Origin of the sequence: Streptomyces sp. RerS4, assembly GCF_023515955.1 — a bacterium.
In the GTDB taxonomy this organism is placed as follows: domain Bacteria; phylum Actinomycetota; class Actinomycetes; order Streptomycetales; family Streptomycetaceae; genus Streptomyces.
Map to the genome: position 1 here is coordinate 2737729 of NZ_CP097322.1, position 20177 is coordinate 2757905.

16 protein-coding genes and 1 pseudogene are annotated in these 20177 nt (G+C 70.4%); 13 read left to right on the forward strand and 4 right to left on the reverse strand.

What is annotated here, in order from left to right; all coding sequences use genetic code 11:
• The first annotated feature begins 8 nt into the window (after positions 1 to 8).
• The 7 genes from M4D82_RS12550 to M4D82_RS12580 all read left to right on the forward strand — a co-directional run bounded on the left by M4D82_RS12550 (position 9) and on the right by M4D82_RS12580 (position 8680).
• The gene (locus tag M4D82_RS12550) at positions 9 to 1169 is read left to right on the forward strand and encodes an acyl-CoA dehydrogenase family protein (RefSeq protein ID WP_249771733.1); all 1161 of its coding nucleotides are present in this window, start codon (positions 9 to 11) and stop codon (positions 1167 to 1169) included.
• A gap of 170 nt (positions 1170 to 1339) precedes the next feature.
• Positions 1340 to 2386 (forward strand): ABC transporter substrate-binding protein, encoded by a 1047-nt coding sequence (locus tag M4D82_RS12555; RefSeq protein ID WP_249766135.1) that lies wholly within the window; start codon positions 1340 to 1342, stop codon positions 2384 to 2386.
• 82 nt (positions 2387 to 2468) lie between these two features.
• Positions 2469 to 3374, forward strand: a complete 906-nt coding sequence (locus M4D82_RS12560; RefSeq protein ID WP_249766136.1) for a siderophore-interacting protein — start codon at positions 2469 to 2471, stop codon at positions 3372 to 3374.
• Between the two features lie 159 nt (positions 3375 to 3533).
• Complete coding sequence (locus M4D82_RS12565) at positions 3534 to 5024, forward strand: pyridoxal phosphate-dependent decarboxylase family protein (RefSeq protein ID WP_249766137.1); 1491 nt, start codon at positions 3534 to 3536, stop codon at positions 5022 to 5024.
• A complete protein-coding gene (locus tag M4D82_RS12570; protein WP_249766138.1) occupies positions 5008 to 6309 on the forward strand; it encodes a lysine N(6)-hydroxylase/L-ornithine N(5)-oxygenase family protein in 1302 nt (433 codons plus the stop codon). The genes M4D82_RS12565 and M4D82_RS12570 overlap by 17 nt, the downstream gene beginning before the upstream one ends.
• On the forward strand, positions 6306 to 6899 hold the full coding sequence (locus M4D82_RS12575; RefSeq protein WP_249766139.1) for a GNAT family N-acetyltransferase: 594 nt from the start codon (positions 6306 to 6308) through the stop codon (positions 6897 to 6899). Before M4D82_RS12570 ends, M4D82_RS12575 begins: the two co-directional genes overlap by 4 nt.
• Complete coding sequence (locus M4D82_RS12580) at positions 6896 to 8680, forward strand: IucA/IucC family protein (RefSeq protein WP_249766140.1); 1785 nt, start codon at positions 6896 to 6898, stop codon at positions 8678 to 8680. The genes M4D82_RS12575 and M4D82_RS12580 overlap by 4 nt, the downstream gene beginning before the upstream one ends.
• 185 nt (positions 8681 to 8865) lie before the next feature.
• Here the strand turns inward: M4D82_RS12580 and M4D82_RS12585 are convergent, their stop codons facing one another.
• Both M4D82_RS12585 and M4D82_RS12590 read right to left on the reverse strand, forming a co-directional pair.
• Positions 8866 to 10860, reverse strand: coding sequence for a calcium-binding protein (locus M4D82_RS12585; protein WP_249766141.1), 1995 nt, complete (start codon positions 10858 to 10860; stop codon positions 8866 to 8868).
• A 162-nt stretch (positions 10861 to 11022) separates the two neighbouring features.
• Positions 11023 to 12615, reverse strand: coding sequence for a beta-N-acetylhexosaminidase (locus tag M4D82_RS12590; RefSeq protein ID WP_249766142.1), 1593 nt, complete (start codon positions 12613 to 12615; stop codon positions 11023 to 11025).
• A 64-nt stretch (positions 12616 to 12679) separates the two neighbouring features.
• Between M4D82_RS12590 and M4D82_RS12595 the strand changes: the two are divergent.
• From M4D82_RS12595 to glmS, 3 genes and pseudogenes are all read left to right on the forward strand, one after another.
• Positions 12680 to 13587: pseudogene (locus tag M4D82_RS12595) on the forward strand (DUF4429 domain-containing protein).
• A 107-nt stretch (positions 13588 to 13694) separates the two neighbouring features.
• Complete coding sequence (locus tag M4D82_RS12600; RefSeq protein ID WP_030008735.1) at positions 13695 to 13970, forward strand: hypothetical protein; 276 nt, start codon at positions 13695 to 13697, stop codon at positions 13968 to 13970.
• A gap of 107 nt (positions 13971 to 14077) precedes the next feature.
• Positions 14078 to 15895: a glutamine--fructose-6-phosphate transaminase (isomerizing) gene (gene glmS, locus M4D82_RS12605; protein ID WP_249766143.1), complete on the forward strand. Its 1818-nt coding sequence runs from the start codon at positions 14078 to 14080 to the stop codon at positions 15893 to 15895.
• A gap of 98 nt (positions 15896 to 15993) precedes the next feature.
• On the opposite strand, the gene M4D82_RS12610 is transcribed toward glmS, so the two are convergent.
• A complete protein-coding gene (locus tag M4D82_RS12610) occupies positions 15994 to 16563 on the reverse strand; it encodes a GPR1/FUN34/YaaH family transporter (RefSeq protein ID WP_249766144.1) in 570 nt (189 codons plus the stop codon).
• 97 nt (positions 16564 to 16660) lie between these two features.
• The gene (locus M4D82_RS12615) at positions 16661 to 17191 is read right to left on the reverse strand and encodes a universal stress protein (protein ID WP_249766145.1); all 531 of its coding nucleotides are present in this window, start codon (positions 17189 to 17191) and stop codon (positions 16661 to 16663) included.
• A gap of 454 nt (positions 17192 to 17645) precedes the next feature.
• Here M4D82_RS12615 and M4D82_RS12620 point away from each other — a divergent pair, with 454 nt between their 5' ends.
• The 3 genes from M4D82_RS12620 (at position 17646) to orn (ending at position 20156) form a co-directional block, all read left to right on the forward strand.
• Positions 17646 to 17924: a hypothetical protein gene (locus M4D82_RS12620; RefSeq protein WP_502988911.1), complete on the forward strand. Its 279-nt coding sequence runs from the start codon at positions 17646 to 17648 to the stop codon at positions 17922 to 17924.
• A 376-nt stretch (positions 17925 to 18300) separates the two neighbouring features.
• Positions 18301 to 19473 (forward strand): helix-turn-helix domain-containing protein, encoded by a 1173-nt coding sequence (locus M4D82_RS12625; RefSeq protein ID WP_249766147.1) that lies wholly within the window; start codon positions 18301 to 18303, stop codon positions 19471 to 19473.
• Between the two features lie 80 nt (positions 19474 to 19553).
• A complete protein-coding gene (gene orn, locus M4D82_RS12630; RefSeq protein WP_249766148.1) occupies positions 19554 to 20156 on the forward strand; it encodes an oligoribonuclease in 603 nt (200 codons plus the stop codon).
• Positions 20157 to 20177 lie beyond the last annotated feature (21 nt).

Below are 20177 nucleotides of genomic sequence, written 5' to 3' on the forward strand. Positions count from 1 at the left end.
TGAAGACCATGGCCCTCGACCACCGGCTCACACCCGAGCACGAGGAACTCCGGCGTACCGTCGAGGAGTTCGCGCACGACGTCGTCGCGCCCAAGATCGGCGACCTGTACGAGCGGCACGAGTTCCCGTACGAGATCGTCCGCGAGATGGGCCGCATGGGCCTGTTCGGCCTGCCCTTCCCGGAGGAGTACGGCGGCATGGGCGGCGACTACCTGGCGCTGGGCATCGCCCTGGAGGAGCTGGCCCGCGTCGACTCCTCGGTCGCCATCACCCTGGAGGCGGGCGTCTCCCTGGGCGCCATGCCGATCCACCTCTTCGGCACCGAGGAGCAGAAGCGGCAGTGGCTGCCGAAGATGTGCTCCGGCGAGATCCTCGGCGCCTTCGGCCTGACCGAGCCCGACGGCGGTTCCGACGCCGGCGGCACCCGCACCACCGCCGTCAAGGACGGCGACGAGTGGGTGATCAACGGCTCGAAGTGCTTCATCACCAACTCCGGTACGGACATCACCGGTCTGGTCACCGTCACGGCCGTCACGGGCCGCAAGGCCGACGGCCGCCCGGAGATCTCCTCGATCATCGTCCCGTCGGGCACCCCCGGCTTCACGGTGGCCGCACCGTACTCGAAGGTCGGCTGGAACGCGTCGGACACCCGTGAGCTGTCCTTCCAGGACGTACGGGTCCCCCTGGCCAACCTGGTCGGCGAAGAGGGCCGCGGCTACGCCCAGTTCCTGCGCATCCTCGACGAGGGCCGGATCGCCATCTCGGCGCTCGCCACCGGTCTCGCGCAGGGCTGCGTGGACGAGTCGGTGAAGTACGCGAAGGAGCGCAGGGCCTTCGGCCGGCCGATCGGCGACAACCAGGCCATCCAGTTCAAGCTCGCGGACATGGAGATGCGCGCGCACATGGCGCGGATCGGCTGGCGCGACGCCGCCTCGCGGCTGGTGGCCGGGGAGCCGTTCAAGAAGGAGGCGGCCATCGCGAAGCTGTACTCCTCCACGGTCGCCGTGGACAACGCCCGTGACGCCACGCAGATCCACGGCGGCTACGGCTTCATGAACGAGTACCCGGTGGCCCGGATGTGGCGGGACTCGAAGATCCTGGAGATCGGCGAGGGCACGAGCGAGGTGCAGCGGATGCTGATCGCCCGTGAGCTGGGCTTCAGCGCCTGATCCAGAGCCTGTCGGTGCCGGGCCCAGGGCCCGTTCGGCGTGCGCGGAGGTAAGGGGACCCGAGAACTAAGGGTCCCCTTACTGCTTTCGGCCAAGGTTAGGCTAACCTTCCCTCGAACGGCCTCGCGTCCCCCGTGGTCGCCCCTGCACGCACGAAAGCGGAATTCGACATGCCCAAGCCCAGAACCTCCTTCCTCACCCGCCGCGGCCTCATCGCGACCGGCGGCGCCCTCGGCCTCGTAGCGGCCCTCGCGGCCTGCGGCGGGTCCGACAAGGCGAAGGACGGTGCGGGCGACAAGGGCTCCACCGCCGCGGCGTCGGGCCCCTGGATCTTCAAGGACGACCTCGGCAAGGACGTCACCGCCAAGTCCACGCCGAAGAACATCGTCGCCTTCACCGGCACGGCCGCCGCCCTCTCCGACTACGGCGTGCGGGTCAAGGGCGTGTTCGGCCCGACGAAGCTGGCCGACGGCAAGCCGGACCCGCAGGCGGGCACGATGGACATCTCCAAGGTGGAGATCCTCGGCAACGTCTACGACGAGTTCAACGTCGAGAAGTACGCGGCCCTCCAGCCCGACCTGCTCGTCACCAACACCTGGGACGGCACGTACTGGTACGTCCCCGAGGCCTCCAAGGACAAGATCCTGAAGCTGGCCCCGGCCGCCGCCGTCGGCGTGGGCGGCAACGTGTCCATGGACACCGCCCTGACCCGCACCGCGGACCTCGCCAAGTCCCTGGGCGCCGACCTGAGCGCCAAGAAGACCGCCGACGCCAAGGCCCGCTTCGAGGCCGCCTCCGCCAAGCTGCGCGAGGCCACCAAGGCCAACCCGGGCGTCAAGGTGCTCGTCGGTTCCGGCGCGGACCAGATGTTCTACGTCTCCACCCCGAAGACCTCCGCGGACCTCAAGTACTTCGAGTCCCTGGGCGTAGAGTTCGTCTCCCCCGAGCAGGACAAGCTGGACGCCGGCGGCTTCTTCGAGAGCCTCAGCTGGGAGAACGCCGGCAAGTACAAGGCCGACGTCGTCCTGCTGGACAACCGCAGCGCCACCCTGCAGCCCGAGGCCCTGAAGGCCAAGCCCACCTGGGCCGAGCTGCCCGCCGTCAAGGCCGGCCAGGTCGCGCCGCGCGTGACCGAGCCGATCTACTCGTACGACAAGTGCGCGCAGATCCTGGAAGACCTCGCGAAGACCATCCAGAACGCCAAGAAGGTCAGCTGACCCTCGGCTTGAGCCTCGACCCGGCCCTCGACCCGGCCCCGGGCGTCCGCGCCACACCGAAATCCCTGGGGGGATCCTCCGCATGACCGCCACCGCGTCCGACGTGCCGGCCGCCCTGCACTTCCGCTTCTTCACCCTCGAAGTGCTGCGCACCCGCCGGCTCGGGCACTCGTTCCTGCGCGTCACGTTCGGCGGGGAGTCCCTCGCGGACTTCCGCTCGGGCGGCTACGACCAGAGCCTGTCGCTGTTCCTGCCGCCCGCGCACCTGGAGCACACCGAACTGCCCTCCACCGACGAAGACACCTGGTTCGGCGCCTGGCGCGGGATGCCGGACGAGGACCGCCCGGTGATGCGCTCGTACACGGTGCGCGAGCAGCGTCGTACGGACGCGGGCGTGGACGAGGTCGACATCGACTTCGTCCTCCACGGGGATACGTCCCCGGCGTCGCGCTGGGCGGGCAAGGCGGTCACCGGCCGCCGGATCATGGCCATCGGCCCGGCCGTCGCGGAGAACAAGTCGGTGCGCTTCCAGCCGCCGGCGGGCACCGACGCCTTCCTGATGTACGCGGACGAGACGGCCCTGCCGGCCGCCGCGGCCATCCTGGAGCGTCTGGACGCGGGGGCCAAGGTGAAGGCCTGGTTCGAGGTCCCGCACGCGGACGACCGGCTCGACCTGCGTACCCCCGCCGACGCGGACATCACCTGGATCGTGCGCGACCCGGGCACGGGCGGTCGGGAACGGGCCGAGCGTGTGGTCGAGGAGATCCGCGCGGCGGAGCTGCCGGCCGCCGAGGTCCCGTACGGCTGGCTCGCGGGCGAGGCCGGCACCATCCGCGCGGTACGCCGTCACCTGGTGCAGGAACGTTCCGTCGACCGGCGCGCGGTGCGCTTCACCGGTTACTGGCGGCTCGGCGCCAGCGAGGAGCAGCTCCTCGCGGAGGCGTACGCGGGCCAGGCCGCGAGCGAGGACCCGACGTCCGAGCTGTAACCGGCTCCAACTCCCGTTATTGACAGGGAAGTTCACGGGAAATTCAGAGAAGGGCCCCGGCTCACGCCGGGGCCCTTCTCTATTTGTTCCGAAGGTTAGGTTAGGCTAACCTAAGTCTCACACCCCCCGCCCCTTCTGTCCCTGCCCGGAGGCAAGTTGATGCGCCAGCATCTGCTGAACGAGACGACCGCGGATCTCTACCGGCGTTCTGTCACCGAGGGCGTCGACCGCGTCGCCGCCAAACTCGCCACCACGGAACGGCCCCACACCGGGATATCCGTCGACGAACTCGCTCCGGTCATCCACGGGATCGACCTCGACAAGCCGCTGGCCGACGCCTCCGCCGCACTGGCCGAGCTGGAGGACGTCTACCTCCGCGACGCCGTCTACTTCCACCACCCGCGCTACCTGGGCCACCTCAACTGCCCGGTCGTCATCCCCGCGGTGGTCGGCGAAGCGGTGCTCTCCGCCGTCAACTCCTCCCTGGACACCTGGGACCAGTCCATCGGCGGCACGCTCATCGAGCGCCGGCTGATCGAGTGGACCGCCGGCCGCATCGGCCTCGGCGAGAACGCGGACGGCATCTTCACCTCCGGCGGCAGCCAGTCCAACTTCCACGCCCTCCTGCTCGCCCGCGACGAAGCCTGCCGCATCGTCATGAAGCGCGCCCAGGACGTCGGCATCGGCCTCACCAAGGCCGAAGTGCTGCCGCGACTGCGCATCTTCACCTCCGAGGCGAGCCACTTCAGCGTCGAGAAGTCGGCCGCCATGCTGGGCCTCGGCTACGAGGCCGTCATCTCCGTCCCCGTGGACCGCAATCGCCGCATGGACGCCTCCCTCCTCGCCCTGGAGCTGGAGAACTGCGCCGCCGAGGGCCTCTTCCCGATGGCCGTCGTCGCCACCGCCGGCACCACCGACTTCGGGTCCATCGACCCGCTCCCCGAGATCGCCCGCCTGACCGCGGAGCACTCCGCGTGGATGCACGTGGACGCCGCCTACGGCTGCGGACTGCTGGTCTCCCCCACCCGCCGGCACCTCCTCGACGGCATCGAGCACGCCGACTCGGTCACCGTCGACTACCACAAGTCGTTCTTCCAGCCCGTCAGCTCCAGCGCCATGCTGGTCCGCGACCGCCACACCCTGCGACACGCCACGTACCACGCGGACTACCTCAACCCGCGCCGCATGGCCGAGGAGCGCATCCCCAACCAGGTCGACAAGTCCATCCAGACCACGCGCCGCTTCGACGCCCTCAAGCTCTGGATGACCCTGCGCGTCATGGGCGCCGACGGCGTCGGCTCGCTCTTCGACCAGGTCGTCGACCTGGCCGCCGCCGGCTGGGACGTCATCGACGCCGACCCGCGCTTCGAGGTCGTCGTCAAGCCGCAGCTCTCCACCCTCGTCTTCCGCTACCTGCCCGGTGACGACGTCCCCGACGACCTCGTCGACGAGGCCCAGCTGCACGCCCGCAAGGCGCTGTTCGCCTCCGGTGAGGCCGTCGTGGCCGGCACCAAGGTGGACGGGCGGCAGTACCTGAAGTTCACCCTCCTCAACCCGCAGACCACGACGGCCGACATCACGGCCGTCCTCGACCTCCTCGCCGCACACGCCGCGCAGTTCCTGGGAGAATCCCTTGCCGTCCACCACTGAGCCCCACGACTTCATCGGCATCGGCCTCGGTCCCTTCAACCTGGGACTCGCCTGCCTGACCGCGCCCATCGACGAGCTGAACGGCCTCTTCATCGAGTCCAAGCCGCAGTTCGAGTGGCACGCGGGGATGTTCCTGGACGGCGCGCACCTCCAGACGCCGTTCATGTCGGACCTGGTCACCCTCGCCGACCCGACCTCGCCCTTCTCCTTCCTGAACTACCTGAAGGACAAGGACCGGCTGTACTCCTTCTACATCCGCGAGAGCTTCTACCCGCTGCGCGCCGAGTACAACGACTACTGCCGCTGGGCCGCCGACCGCCTCGACAACGTCCTGTACTCCACCTCCGTCACCGAGGTCACCTACGACGAGGCCGCCGGCCTGTACGAGGTCCACACCGACCGGGGCGACACCCACCGGGCCCGCCGCCTGGTCCTCGGCACGGGCACCCCGCCCTTCGTCCCGCCGGCCTGCGAGGGCCTCGGCGGGGACTTCCTGCACAACTCCGCCTACATGCAGAACAAGGCGGAGCTGCAGAAGAAGAAGTCGATCACCCTGGTCGGCTCCGGCCAGAGCGCGGCGGAGATCTACTACGACCTCCTCGCGGAGATCGACACGTACGGCTACCGGCTCAACTGGATCACCCGCTCCCCGCGCTTCTTCCCGCTGGAGTACACCAAGCTGACGCTGGAGATGACCTCGCCGGAGTACGTGGACTACTTCCACGCCCTCCCCGAGGACACCCGCTACCGGCTGGAGACGCAGCAGAAGAACCTCTTCAAGGGCATCGACGGCGACCTGATCAACGCCATCTTCGACCTGCTCTACCAGAAGCGGATCGGCATGCCGGGCGCCGTACCGACCACCCTGCTGACCAACACCTCCCTCAACAGCACGGCGTACGACACCACCACGGGCGCGTACACCCTGGGGCTGCGCCAGGAGGAGCAGGAGCGGGACTTCTCCCTCACCACCGAGGGGCTGGTCCTGGCCACCGGCTACAAGTACGTCGTGCCCGACTTCCTCGCCCCGGTGCGCGAGCGGCTCAACTTCGACGGCCACGGCCGCCTCGACGCCGCCCGCAACTACAGCGTCGACACCACCGGGCGCGGGGTCTACCTCCAGAACGGCACGACCCACAACCACTCCCTGACCTCCCCCGACCTGGGCATGGCCGCGTACCGCAACGCGTACATCGTCGGAGAGCTGCTCGGCCGCGCGTACTACAAGGTCGAGAAGTCCATCGCGTTCCAGCAGTTCGCCGCCCCGGAAGGCATCCCCGCATGAGCACCACCACCGAGATCCTCTTCACCCGCGTCGACCCGGTCCTGGGCACCTTCGCGATCCGCCCCCTGGACCCCTTCTCCGACGCGGAACTGCTGCACGGCTGGGTCACCCACCCCAAGGCCTCGTTCTGGATGATGCAGGACGCCTCGCTCACCGAGGTGGAGCGCGAGTACGTGCGCATCACCACGCACGAGCACCACCAGGCCTTCATCGGCCTGCACGAGGGCCGGCCGGCCTTCCTGATGGAGAGCTACGACCCCGCGCACCTGGAGCTCGTCGGCCTCTACGACGCCGAGCCCGGCGACGTCGGCATGCACTTCCTGGTCGCCCCCACCGACACCCCGGTCAGCGGCTTCACCCGCGCCGTGATCACGACGGTGATGGCCTCCCTCTTCGCCGACCCGGCCCACCGGCGCGTCGTCGTCGAGCCCGACGTCCGCAACAAGGCCGTCCACGCCCTGAACGAGGCCGTCGGCTTCGTCCCCGAGCGCGAGGTCCAAAAGCCCGAGAAGGTCGCCCTGCTCAGCTTCTGCACCCGCGAGCGGTTCGAGGCCACCCAGTTCGAGGCCACCGAGCAGGAGTCGATATGAGCCCGGCCGACGCCATCTCCCACCTCACTCCCGAGCTGTGGGCCCGCGCCAACCGCGCCCTGGTCCGCAAGGCCCTCGCGGAGTTCTCCCACGAACGCCTGCTGACCCCCGAGGCCCTCGGCGGCGACCGCTACCGCGTCCTGTCCGACGACGGCGGCGTCGAGTACCGCTTCACGGCCGCCCTGCACGCCCTGGACCACTGGGCGGTGGACGAGCCCTCGATCACCCGCGTGCGCGGCGGCGAGGAGCTGCCGCTGGACGCCCTCGACTTCCACATCGAGTTCCGGGAGACCCTGGGCCTGAGCGCGGAGGTCCTGCCCGTCTACCTGGAGGAGATCTCCTCCACCCTGGCGGGCTCGGGCTTCAAGTACACGAAGCCCGAGATCCCCTCGTCGGTCCTCGCGAAGTCCTCGTTCCAGGACATCGAGACCGGCATGACGGAGGGCCACCCCTGCTTCGTCGCCAACAACGGCCGGCTCGGCTTCGGCGTGCACGACTACCTCTCGTACGCCCCGGAGACGGCGAGCCCGGTGCACCTGGTGTGGGTGGCGGCCCGCAAGGACGTCTCCACCTTCACGGCCGGCGCCGGCCTGGACCACGACTCCTTCATGCGCGCGGAGCTGGGCGAGGCCGCGATCGCGGGATTCGAGGCCAAGCTGAGCGCCCAGGGCCTGGACCCGGCGGACTACCACTTCCTGCCCGTCCATCCCTGGCAGTGGTGGAACAAGACGACGGTCACCTTCGCGGCCGAGATCGCGAACCGCCGCCTGGTGCTGCTCGGCGAGGGCGAGGACGCGTACCTGGCCCAGCAGTCGATCCGCACCTTCTTCAACACCACCACCCCCACCAAGCACTACGTGAAGACCGCGATCTCGGTCCTCAACATGGGCTTCATGCGCGGCCTGTCGGCGGCCTACATGGAGGCCACCCCGGCCATCAACGACTGGCTGCACCGGCTGATCGCATCGGACGAGATCCTCCGGTCCGTCGACTTCTCGATCATCCGCGAGCGCGCGGCGATCGGCTACCACCACCGCCAGTACGAGCGCGCCACGGACCGCTACTCGCCGTACCGCAAGATGCTGGCCGCCCTGTGGCGCGAGTCCCCGGTGAACTCCCTGCGCGACGGCGAGCGCCTGGCGACGATGGCCTCGCTCCTGCACGTCGACGCGGAGGGCAAGTCCTTCGTAGGCGCCCTGATCGCGGAATCCGGCCTGACCCCGTCCGAATGGCTGAAGCCGTACCTTCGTGCGTACCTGCTCCCCCTCCTGCACTGCTTCTACCAGTACGACCTGGCGTACATGCCGCACGGCGAGAACACCATCCTGGTGATCAAGGACGGCGTCGTCCAGCGGGCGATCTTCAAGGACATCGCCGAGGAGATCGTGGTCATGGACCCCGACGCGGTCCTCCCGCCGGCCGTCGAGCGCGTCAGGGCCGACATCCCGGAGGACATGAAGCTCCTGTCGATCTTCACGGACGTCTTCGACTGCTTCTTCCGCTTCCTCGGCTCGATCCTGGCCACGGAGGGCATCTGCGACGAGGCCACCTTCTGGCGGGCGGTCGCGGACTGCGCCCACGACTACCAGGACTCGGTCCCCGCCCTGGCGGACCGCTTCGCCCGCTACGACCTCTTCACGCCCGAGTTCCAGCTGTCCTGCCTGAACCGCCTCCAGCTGCGCAACAACAAGCAGATGGTCGACCTCGCCGACCCGGCGGCGGCCCTCCAACTGATCGGCACCATCGAGAACCCCGTCGCGCCTTACGCATCGCGGCGGTGACGGGGGGCGGGTAGGCGGACGATACGGTCCCTCGTCCGTCTGCCCCTCCCCGCAGCACGAAGGCGTGTCCGCGAAGCCCAGACTGGCCCTCTTCGCGGACACGCCTCACGTGTTTCTCAGCCCGCCATCGACAAAACCGGCCGGCGGGGGTCCTGTCTGCGTTCCGAGATGCCCCGGGAGGTTTCCTAGGGGCAGCTCAGGCGGGTGTCGCCCGGGTCGGTCGTGCACGTGTCGGTGCCGAAGCCGCCGTTGGCGGTGTCGTTGCCGGAGACGCCGTCGACCGTGTTGAGGCGGTCGTCGCCGTAGTAGCCGGTCAGCGTGTCGTTCCCGGTGTTGCCGTTCAGGGTGTCGCCGCCGTGGCCGCCGTCGACGTTGTCGTTGCCGGGGCCGGCGTGGACGGTGTCGTTGCCGTAGCCGGCCCTGACGATGTCGTTGCCGCTGAGGGCGCAGATCACGTCGTTGAAGTAGCCGCCGGTCAGGGTGTCCGCGCCGCTGGTGCCGATGATCGTGCAGCCGCGCGCGTTGTTGACGGTGGTGGTGGCCGTCGCGGTGTTGTTGGCGGGGACGGGGTCGCTCTGCGCGGCGGAGGCCGTGGCCCGGTCGGACAGGGTGCCCGTGGCGCGGGGTTCGGCGACCACCGTCACCGTGACCCGGGCACCCGGGGCGAGGGAGCTCAAGGCGCAGTTGGCACTGGTGGAGGTGACGGTGCAGCTGCCCTGCCCGGGGCCAGGGGTGACGGACAGGAGCGTGCCCGCGACTCCGGTGAGGGTGTCGGTGAGGGTGACGCCGGTGGCCGTGGTCGTGGTGCTCGTATTGGTCACGGTCACGGTGTACGTGGCCTGGTCGCCGATGCTGACGGTGGTGGTTCCGGCCTTGGTGACGGACAACAGGTCCGCGGGCGGGAGCGGCGGCTCGCTGCCCCCGCCGCCCAGGTAGCGGGCCACGGCACGGTCGGCGTTCAGGCTGTTGGCCTCACCGGCGACGCCGCCGGCGAGGATCTTGCCGTCGGCCTGCAAGGCCACGGAAGTGGCCTGTTCCGAGACTCCGCCGAAGTCGGTGGTCAGGCGGCCGTCGCCGCTGAAGTCGGTGTCGAGGCTACCGCCGGCGTTGAACCGCGCCAGCGCGAATTCCCCTGCGTACTGACCGGCGGCGACGATCCGGCCGTCGGACTGCAGCGCCATGTCCGCGACCCAGGTGTACTCGGGTCCGAAGGAGGTGGTCGCCCTGCCGTCACCGTCGAAGGTCGTGTCCGGGGCGCCGTTGGCGGTGAAGCGCATCACTGCGAAGGCGTTGCCGGCAGCGCCCGCGGTGACGATCTTGCCGTCGGACTGCAGCGCCACACCCTCGGCGGAGGTTCCGAAGCCGGTGGTCACCCTGCCGTCACCGTCGAAGCCGGTGTCCAGGCTGCCGTCGGCGTTGTAACGGGCCAACGCGAAACCGGAGGCGCTGCCGGCGGCGACGATCCTGCCGTCGGACTGCAACGCCAGGTCGGAGACCCCGCAGCAGGCGCCGCCCCCGAAGTCGGTGATGACGATGCCGTCGCCGCCGAAGCTCGTGTCCGGGCCGCCGGCGGGCGTGAGGCGCGCCACAGTCCAGCGTCCGAAGCTCGACCCGCCCAGGACGAGCGCGCCGTTCGGCTGGACCGCTACCGCCTCCGCGGTATCGATCGTGTCGACATCGGGATCCGTGAGCGCCCTGCCGCCGTCTCCGTAGGTGGTGTCCAGGCTGCCGTCGCTGTTGTAGCGGGCCGACGCCCAGGCGCCGGTACCGGCGATCGAGGTGGACCCTCCGACCGCGACGATCTTGCCGTCGGGCTGTAGCGCGAGGGCTCGGGCCTCCTCGTTGTTGACGTCGAAGTCGGTGGTGACGATGCCGTCGCCGCCGAAGCTCGTGTCCAGGCTGCCGTCGGTGTTGTAGCGCACCAGTACGAAGTCGCCCGAGGTGTCGTCGAAGTAGCCGTCGCCGACCGTGACGATCTTTCCGTCCGGCTGCACGACCATGCCCGCGATGTTCTCGTAGCCGGTCACGTCCGTGATGACCTTGCCGTCGCCGCTGAACGCGGGGTCCAGGTCGCCGGGGGCGGCCATCGCCACTCCGGCCAGGCTGCATACGAGCGCCAGCGCCGCGGCGCTCACCGCACCGATGCGCCCGGACCGGCGCCGTGGGGGATACAGGGGCATTGAGCGATCACTCCATCCGTCGGTTCCTGGGCATCCACCACCCTTCTGGGGCTCGGGCCCCGACAGGTCGCGGCCGGGCCGGGCTGCGCCCACTGGACCGCGAGGTTCCACTCCCAGGAGTGACGAATCGGGCACCCGCTTGGACAGGGCCCCACGCAACGGCTACTCCCACGGCACCTCCGGGGCGCGGAAGTACGTCGTGTCCTGGGCGGCCAGGCGGGGGGACTGGGCGGCCAGGCGGAGGCGGTACGCGTCCCAGTCGAGGGCGGCGGCCGGGGACCAGCCGAGTTCCGCCAGGCCCAGGACGCGGGGGAAGGCCATCAGTTCCCAGTCGGCGCGCGTGGCGATGGTCTCCGTCCACAGGGGGGCCTCCACGCCCAGGACGGCGGATTCGGGGACGCCCGAGAGGTAGGAGCCCGGGTTCCAGGAGTACGCGCGCCGCACGGGCACGTACCCCGCCCAGGCCAGTCCCGGCTTCGTGGTCTTGTCGTACTTCATGTCCAGGTAGGCCCGGTCCGCCGGGGAGACGATCACCGGGTGGCCGGCCTTCGCCGCCGTCGCCACGGCCGCCTTCTCGGCGGCACCCGTCTTGTCGGTGCCCCAGTACTGGAGCACCGCGCCCGGCGCCGGGCGGGCGTGGGCGAGCTGGTGCCAGGCCACCACCGTCTTGCCGTGCCGGGCGACGATCGCCTGGGCGCGGTCCATGAACGCCGCGTAGTCCGCCGCCGGGGTGGAGTGCGCCTCGTCGCCCCCGATGTGCAGGTACGGGCCGGGGGTCAGCTCCGCGAGTTCCCCGAGGACCTCGTCGATGAACTCGTACGTCCGTTCCTTGCCGACGCACAGCGAGCTGAAGCCGACCTTGACGCCGGTGTAGCGCTCGCGCGCCCTGCCGTCGCAGTTCAGTTCGGCGTAGGAGGCCTGGGCGGCGTTCACGTGGCCCGGCATGTCGATCTCCGGGATCACCTCGACGTACCGGGCGGCCGCGTAGGCCACCAGGTCGCGGTACTGCTCCTTGGTCCAGTAGCCGCCGGGGCCGCCGCCGACCTCGCTCGCGCCGCCGTACTGCGCGAGCCGGGGCCAGGAGTCGATCGCGAGCCGCCAGCCCTGGTCGTCGGTCAGGTGCAGGTGCAGCTTGTTGATCTTGTACTGGGCGAGTTGGTCGACGTACCGCTTGACCTGCTCCACCGGGAAGTAGTGCCGGGCGACGTCGACCATCGCCCCCCGGTACGCGAAGCGCGGCGCGTCCGTGACCGTCCCGCCCGGCACCCGACCCGTCCCGCGCACCGGGAGCAGCTGGCGCAGCGTCTGCCCCGCGTGGAAGAGCCCGGCCGGGGTGCGCGCGGTCAGCGTGATCCCGGAGGCGGTGGTCCGCAGCCGGTAGCCCTCCGCGCCCAGGTCCCGTGCCCCCTCGTCGAGCAGCAGCCGGATCCCGTCCCCGTCCTGCCCGTCGACCACCGGCAGCGGCAGCCCGCTCGGCCCGCGCAGCTGCTCCGCGAGCAGTTCGCCGACCTGCCGCACCTCCTCCGGCGCGCGCCGGCCCGTACGGATCACCGTGCCCGCGCCGAACGAGTACGCGGCACCCTCGGCCCGTACGGAGGCCGGCGCCGGCAGGAGCCGCTCGTAGGGGGTGAGGGCCGCCGCGGGGCGCCGCTCGCCGGGTCTGGCGTCGTCGCCGCGGGCGGGGGCACAGGAGAGGCAGGCACCGACGGCGCCGAGGACGAGGAGGGTGGCGAGTGCGCGGGGCAGTAGTCGCATGCGCCCAGGTATAGGCCAACCGGCCCTCGTGCCGCGCCGGATGGGACGGTGCGAGAATCCCGCAATGGCGGAAATCATCCAGAAGGACGGTACGTGGACCTTTGACGGGGACACGGTGCGCATCGTGCCGGGTCGCGACAAGGGGGTCGGGCTGCTGCGGCAGACGCTCGGTGAAGTGGCCGTGCCGCTGCGGGCGATCGCGGGGATCAGTCACGAACCGGGGCGCAAGTCGGGCCGGTTGCGGCTGCGGCTGCGCGACGGGGCCTGCCCGCTCCTCCAGGTGACCGGCGGGCGGCTGCCGGACGCCTCGGACCCGTACCGGCTGACGGTGGAGAACGACCGCACGGGGGTCGCGGAGTATTTCGTGGACGAGGTGCGCAACGCCCTGCTGCTGGACCAGGTGGACCCGGGCCCCTCTGACGCGTACCTGCTGCCCGGCCCGTCCGTGCCGCTGACGGTGAGCGCCGGGGACGGGACGGCCGCGTTCGACGGGGACCGGATCACCCTGACCTGGAGCTGGACGGCGGAGGACGCCAAGACCGCCGGCGGGCCGCGTTCCTTCCGGGTCGCCGAGCTGGCCGGGGTGCAGTGGTTCCCGGCGCGCGGACTGGAGAACGGCTGGCTGCGCTTCTCCCTGGCGGCGGCCCCGCAGGCGGGTCCGCCGAAGTACGACCCGTTCGCGGTGGAGCTCTTCGGGCTGCGCAAGGACCCGGTGATGGCCCTGGTCGCGGCGGCCGTGGCCGTACGGATGCCCCACCCGGCGGCGCCCGCGCCCGCGGTGCCCGCGCCCGCGCAGGCCCGGCCCCGGCCGCGCTGCCCCTGGCGGAGTCGGGCCCGGCCCTGGCCGGCGCGGCGGCGGACCACGACACCCTGCTGCGGCGGCTGCGCGAACTGGGTGAGCTGCACCAGGGGGGCATCCTCACGGCCGAGGAGTTCAGTGTGGCGAAGGCGGCGATTTTGGGTCGTTTCTGACCCTCCCGGACCGGAATTTCCCATTCCTCTGGTCCAGACCAGCGAGATCCTGCCCGATTCCGGGCAGGATCTTTGCGTTCCTCCCCTCCGGCCGTCACTATCTACTGGTGCTCGATCGCCGCCCGTCTCATGACGACCTCGTCGACCACCTGGTGCGCAGCACCGCGCTCCAGCGCGGGGAGGCCGCCCGGGTGGTGCTCGACGTGCTGGCGTACTTCGACGAGACGACCGAGGAGTTCGTCCGCCGCCGCCACCGGGAGCTCCAGTCCGGTGGCGCCGTCAACGCGGAGATCTTCGAGCGGATCGCGGCGGAACTGCCGCACCGCGCCGTGGCGCCCCCGGAGCTCTCGCTCCGGCAGCTGCGCCGCATCGTCTACGGCTGACCGGCCGCGCGAGCGACCGGACCGCCGGACGGACGGGACCGACGGACGGACAGGACCGACGGGACCGACCGGGCACACCAACCGAACTTCAGGAGGGGCACAACCGTATGTGCGGAATCGTGGGTTACATCGGCAAGCGCGACGTGGCACCGCTGCTGCTCGAAGGCCTCCAGCGACTGGAGTACCGCGGCTACGACTCGGCGGGCATCGTCGTCAACAGCCCGAAGTCCGCGGCGCTGAAGGTCGTCAAGGCCAAGGGCCGCGTACGTGACCTGGAGGCCCGGGTCCCCAAGCGCTTCGCCGGCACCACCGGCATCGCCCACACCCGCTGGGCCACCCACGGCGCCCCGAGCGACATCAACTCGCACCCGCACCTGGACGCCGACAGCAAGGTCGCCGTCGTCCACAACGGCATCGTCGACAACGCCTCCGAGCTGCGCGCGAAGCTGGAGGCCGACGGCGTGGTCTTCGTCTCGGAGACCGACACCGAGGTGCTCGTCCACCTCGTCGCCCGCTCCCAGGCCGACACCCTGGAGGGCAAGGTCCGCGAGGCGCTCAAGGTCGTCGAGGGCACCTACGGCATCGCCGTCATGCACGCCGACTTCGCCGACCGCATCGTCGTCGCCCGCAACGGCTCCCCGGTCATCCTCGGCATCGGCGAGAAGGAGATGCTCGTCGCCTCCGACGTCGCCGCGCTGGTCGCCCACACCCGCCAGGTCGTCACCCTGAACGACGGCGAGATGGCCACCCTGAAGGCCGACGACTTCCGCACCTACACCACCAGCGGTACGACGACCACCGCCACGCCCGAGACCGTGGAGTGGGAGGCCGCTTCCTACGACATGGGCGGCCACGACACGTACATGCACAAGGAGATCTCCGAGCAGCCCGACGCGGTCGACCGCGTGCTGCGCGGCCGGATCGACGACCGCTTCAACACCGTGCACCTGGGCGGCCTGAACCTGGACCCGCGCGAGGCGCGCGGCATCCGCCGGGTCAAGATCCTGGGCTGCGGCACCTCGTACCACGCGGGTCTCATCGGCGCGGGCCTCATCGAGGGCCTCGCCCGCATCCCCGCCGACGCCGAGCCGGCCTCCGAGTTCCGCTACCGCAACCCGGTCGTGGACCCCGACACCCTGTACATCGCCGTCTCCCAGTCCGGTGAGACGTACGACGTGCTCGCGGCGGTGCAGGAGCTCAAGCGCAAGGGCGCCCGCGTCCTCGGCGTGGTCAACGTGGTCGGCTCCGCCATCGCCCGCGAGGCGGACGGCGGCGTGTACGTGCACGCCGGCCCCGAGGTCTGCGTCGTCTCCACCAAGTGCTTCACCAACACGGTGGTGGCCTTCGCGCTGCTCGCCGTGCACCTCGGCCGGATCCGGGACCTGTCGGTCACCGACGGCAAGCGCATCATCGACGGCCTGCGCCGGCTGCCGGAGCAGATCCAGGAGATCCTCAAGAGCGAGGACGACATCAAGCGGCTCGCGGCCGAGTACGCCGACGCCAAGTCGATGATGTTCATCGGCCGGGTGCGCGGCTACCCCGTCGCCCTGGAGGCCTCCCTCAAGCTGAAGGAGATCTCCTACATCCACGCCGAGGCCTACCCGGCCTCCGAGCTCAAGCACGGCCCGCTCGCCCTCATCGAGCCGGCGATGCCGACGGTCGCGATCGTCCCGGACGACGACCTGCTGGAGAAGAACCGCGCGGCGCTGGAGGAGATCAAGGCCCGCAGCGGTCGCATCCTGGCCGTCGCCCACCGCGAGCAGGAGAAGGCCGACCACACCATCCTCGTGCCCAAGAACGAGGACGAGCTGGACCCGATCCTGATGGGCATCCCGCTCCAACTGCTGGCCTACCACACCGCCCTGGCCCTGGGCCGGGACATCGACAAGCCGCGCAACCTGGCGAAGTCCGTCACCGTCGAGTAGTCGGCGTCGAGTAATCGAGTAGCCGAGTAGGCGGCGCGCGCCGCACGACGTACGAAGGCCCCCGGGGATCCGTCCCCGGGGGCCTTCGCCCGTGCTCCTCAACCCGCGGCGACCGCGCCGCTGCCCGAGGTCTTGCGCAGCGCCATCGGCCAGTGGGCCAGGGCCGCGGTCGCTCCGTACCAGGCCAGCAGGCCGGAGAGGGCCGCGACCCAGCCGCCCGCCTTGGCGAGACCGGAGCTGTCCGCGAACGCCGCGATGGCCAGCAGGACCAGGGAGAGGGTCAGCAGGGCGTAGACGCCCTGGCCGAAGAGACCGCTCGCGGCGGCGACCGTGAGGGTCAGCGCGAGCATCGCGAAGAGGACCAGAAACGTTCCGGCGGCGTCCGCGGATGCCGCGCCGCCCGCGCCCTTGGCCCAGGTGAACCAGAAGACGCCGAGGCCCGCGAACGCGGTGCCGTTGAATCCGTTGCCGCCGCGGTACTCGACGAGTCCGAGGAGGAAGAGGGCCGCGCCGCCCACGTACATGGCGAGCGATACGGAGTCCGAGGCGGTGACACCGCCGAGGATGCCGGTGTGGCCGATACCGAACGCGAGAAGGGTGAGACCCAGGGCGATGTTCCCGAGGGTCGAAGTCGAGGCCGTGCTTCCCGCAGAGACACCATTGTCCACGGCGGGCTCCCTTCGATCTGCAGTTGTTTGCTGCGTCCCAGCAGCGCTTATTTACCCTTTACATGGGTTCACAACCACACAACCGACATACACAGGGTCACGGAATGACAACAACCGGTCGCTGTGCCCGCTTGGCCAGTCGACCCGCCACCGAGCCGAAGATCCGACCCAGGAGCCCGTGCGTGGAGCCGACCACGATGGCGTCCGCCGAGTACTCGCGGCCGACCTCCTCCAACTCGTGGCAGATGTCCCCGCCCCGCTCGACGAGGATCCACGGCACCTCGGAGAGGTAGTCCGCGCACGCCAGCTCCAACCCCAACACCTCGGTGCGGTGGTCGGGCACGTCGACGAAGACCGGCGGCTCACAGCCGGCCCACACGGTGGTGGGGAGTCTGTTGGCGACATGCACGATGATCAGACCGGACCCGGAGCGCCGGGCCATCCCGATCGCGTACGCGAGGGCTCGCTCACTGGACGTGGAGCCGTCGAAGCCCACGACGACACCGTGCCGGAAGGCCGGGTCGCAGGGCAGGCGTGTCTGTTCCACCGCGCGCAGGTCGCTCGATGCGGAATCGGCGAGGGGTTTGCGCTTGCGGTCCGCGGGTTCGGAGAATTCGTGACCGGCCATGGGTGTCTCGGCGAAGGGTCCTCGGGGAAGCGACGGGGCGGTTTTGGCGACGCAGCGTTACGGAGCTCTGTCCGGGAACTATCTTCCCAAGCCCTTACCCCTCAGGGTACGGCGACACTCCTGTCCTGCACAGGGCATGTCGCCCTTGGAGAGCGTCCCAGGGAGCATGCCGGAGTGACGGCTCCTTGGCAATGACGACTGGCCAATACAGCCAGTGACGAGAGGGCCCCGCGCCACCCGTGCGCGCAGTGACCGAGCCGCGCGCCGGGGCGTTGGACATGCGTCCGACCGTCCAGGAAGAGCCCGCAGGGAGTACGCCGTGCCCGGCCATCCGGTTCACCCCGTCCCACCCGTCCAGCCCGCTCCGCCGACCTCAGTCCACCCGTCGGTCCACCCTTCGGTTCACCCGTCCGGGCAGCACCCCGGACGCGCCCATGACGACCCCGCGGGTGACGTGGTCCGCTGGGCCGCCTTCAGTTGCCTGCTCGTCCCCGTGGTGCTCGTCGTCTACGGAACCTCCTACGGCGGCGCCGCCGTCGCCACCCTGGGCCTGGCCGCCGTCACGGCCGCCTGCCGGGTCCTGCTGCGCCACTCCGAGAAGACGGAGCGCGCCGCCGCCCGGGTGTTCGCGGAGGACCCCCTCCCGGTCGGACACCGCGGCCGGCACTCCCGCAGCGGTTCCGGTTCGCACCGCGGTTGCCACGGCTCCGCCGTACCGACCCCGCACGACTGACCGGTTCGCACGTACACACCCGTCGGTTTTCAGCCAACTTCCGGACGCGGTGCCCCCCTTGCCGGAATGTCCCCCCAACCCCCCGACCATCAGCGACGACAGGGTCAGAGGGGTGCCAAGACCCCATGGGTACAGGCCATGGCCGGACCGCGCACTTCCCACTCGGGTAGCGGAGTGGAACGCTTCCTGATCGAATGCTTTTCGCCAAGTTGCCAAGTCGACATAGCGCTGCGTGCTGAACTTGTCACGCCGACACCACGGGACGCAGTAGATTCGATCATGTATTTACGGCGGGGGATCCACGTGCAAGGCCGAGGGGAAACGTGCAGGTGCGACCAGACCAAGGAGTCGCGACACCCAAGGGGGGCTTAGCGCCATGAGCCAGGATTCCACCGCCGTCGTCGCGGACGCGGGCCGGAAGCTCGCGGGGCGTCGTCGCAGGGAGATCGTCGCCGTGCTGCTGTTCAGCGGCGGGCCGATCTTCGAGAGTTCCATTCCGTTGTCCGTGTTCGGCATCGACCGACAGGACGCCGGAGTTCCGCGCTATCGACTGCTCGTGTGCGCCGGGGAGGACGGTCCGCTGCGGACCACCGGCGGACTCGAACTGACCGCGCCATACGGGTTGGAGGCGATCGCTCGGGCAGGCACGGTCGTCGTTCCGGCCTGGCGCTCCATCACTTCACCGCCACCGCCGGAGGCGCTCGACGCACTGCGTCTGGCGCACGAGGAGGGGGCCCGGATCGTCGGCCTGTGCACGGGAGCCTTCGTGCTCGCCGCCGCCGGGCTGCTCGACGGCCGACCCGCGACGACGCACTGGATGTACGCGCCGACGCTGGCCAAGCGGTACCCGTCCGTCCACGTCGATCCGCGCGAGCTGTTCGTCGACGACGGCGACGTGCTCACCTCCGCGGGCACCGCGGCCGGAATCGACCTGTGCCTGCACATCGTGCGCACGGACCACGGCAGCGAGGCGGCCGGGGCACTGGCCCGCCGACTCGTCGTCCCGCCGCGCCGCACGGGTGGCCAGGAACGCTACCTCGACCGGTCGCTGCCCGAGGAGATCGGCGCCGACCCGCTCGCCGAGGTCGTCGCCTGGGCACTGGAACACCTCCACGAGCAGTTCGACGTGGAGACGCTGGCCGCCCGCGCCTACATGAGCCGGCGCACCTTCGACCGGCGGTTCCGCTCCCTGACCGGCAGCGCGCCGCTCCAGTGGCTGATCACCCAGCGGGTGCTCCAGGCACAGCGGCTGCTGGAGACCTCCGACTACTCGGTCGACGAGGTCGCCGGGCGCTGCGGCTTCCGTTCGCCGGTCGCGCTGCGCGGGCACTTCCGAAGGCAGCTGGGGTCCTCCCCGGCCGCCTACCGATCCGCCTACCGGGCCCGTCGGCCGCAGGCCGACGTCTCGCAGGTCTCGGAGATCTCGGGTCCGCCGGTCCCGCACCAGCGCACCCCGCAGCCCCAGCGGGCGGCGGCGGCCCTGGCCGCCTCCGGTCCGAGCGTGACGGAGCTGTACGCACCGAGCCGGGTGCTGCGCGAGCACGCGTAGCCGCCGGGCACCGCCAGAACGAAGGTCCCCCACATCGGCCGAGCACCGATGTGGGGGACCTTCGGCATAAGGTGGTGCGCATGAACGATCGCATGGTGTGGATCGACTGCGAGATGACCGGGCTCTCGTTGACGGACGACGCACTTATCGAGGTGGCCGCGCTGGTCACCGACTCGGAACTCAATGTGCTCGGCGAAGGCGTGGACATCGTGATCCGCCCGCCGGACTCGGCCCTGGAGAACATGCCGGACGTGGTGCGCGAAATGCACACCGCTTCCGGGCTGCTCGACGAACTGGCCGGCGGCACCACCCTGGCCGACGCCGAGGCGCAGGTCCTGGCGTACGTACGGGAGCACGTGAAGGAGCCCCGGAAGGCGCCGCTGTGCGGCAACTCCGTCGGCACCGACCGCGGCTTCCTGCTGCGGGACATGGCTGCGCTGGAGAACTACCTGCACTACCGGATCGTGGACGTGTCCTCGGTGAAGGAGCTCGCGCGCCGCTGGTACCCGCGCGCGTACTTCAACAGCCCGCCGAAGAACGGCAACCACCGGGCGCTCGCGGACATCAAGGAGTCCATCGCCGAGCTGCGCTACTACCGCGAGGCGGTCTTCGTGCCGCAGCCCGGCCCCGACTCGGACACCGCGCGCGCCATCGCCGCCAAGCACGTGGTGGCCGACGAGTAGCACCCACCGGAGAGGGGCGCC

Bases quoted from the DNA above. Each gene is read 5' to 3' on its own strand.
- M4D82_RS12550 (WP_249771733.1), top strand. From the start codon at position 9: ATGGCCCTCGACCACCGGCTCACACCCGAGCACGAGGAACTCCGGCGT.
- M4D82_RS12555 (WP_249766135.1), top strand. From the start codon at position 1,340: ATGCCCAAGCCCAGAACCTCCTTCCTCACCCGCCGCGGCCTCATCGCG.
- M4D82_RS12560 (WP_249766136.1), top strand. From the start codon at position 2,469: ATGACCGCCACCGCGTCCGACGTGCCGGCCGCCCTGCACTTCCGCTTC.
- M4D82_RS12565 (WP_249766137.1), top strand. From the start codon at position 3,534: ATGCGCCAGCATCTGCTGAACGAGACGACCGCGGATCTCTACCGGCGT.
- M4D82_RS12575 (WP_249766139.1), top strand. From the start codon at position 6,306: ATGAGCACCACCACCGAGATCCTCTTCACCCGCGTCGACCCGGTCCTG.
- M4D82_RS12580 (WP_249766140.1), top strand. From the start codon at position 6,896: ATGAGCCCGGCCGACGCCATCTCCCACCTCACTCCCGAGCTGTGGGCC.
- M4D82_RS12585 (WP_249766141.1), bottom strand. From the start codon at position 10,860: ATGCCCCTGTATCCCCCACGGCGCCGGTCCGGGCGCATCGGTGCGGTG.
- M4D82_RS12590 (WP_249766142.1), bottom strand. From the start codon at position 12,615: ATGCGACTACTGCCCCGCGCACTCGCCACCCTCCTCGTCCTCGGCGCC.
- glmS (WP_249766143.1), top strand. From the start codon at position 14,078: ATGTGCGGAATCGTGGGTTACATCGGCAAGCGCGACGTGGCACCGCTG.
- M4D82_RS12615 (WP_249766145.1), bottom strand. From the start codon at position 17,191: ATGGCCGGTCACGAATTCTCCGAACCCGCGGACCGCAAGCGCAAACCC.
- M4D82_RS12625 (WP_249766147.1), top strand. From the start codon at position 18,301: ATGAGCCAGGATTCCACCGCCGTCGTCGCGGACGCGGGCCGGAAGCTC.
- orn (WP_249766148.1), top strand. From the start codon at position 19,554: ATGAACGATCGCATGGTGTGGATCGACTGCGAGATGACCGGGCTCTCG.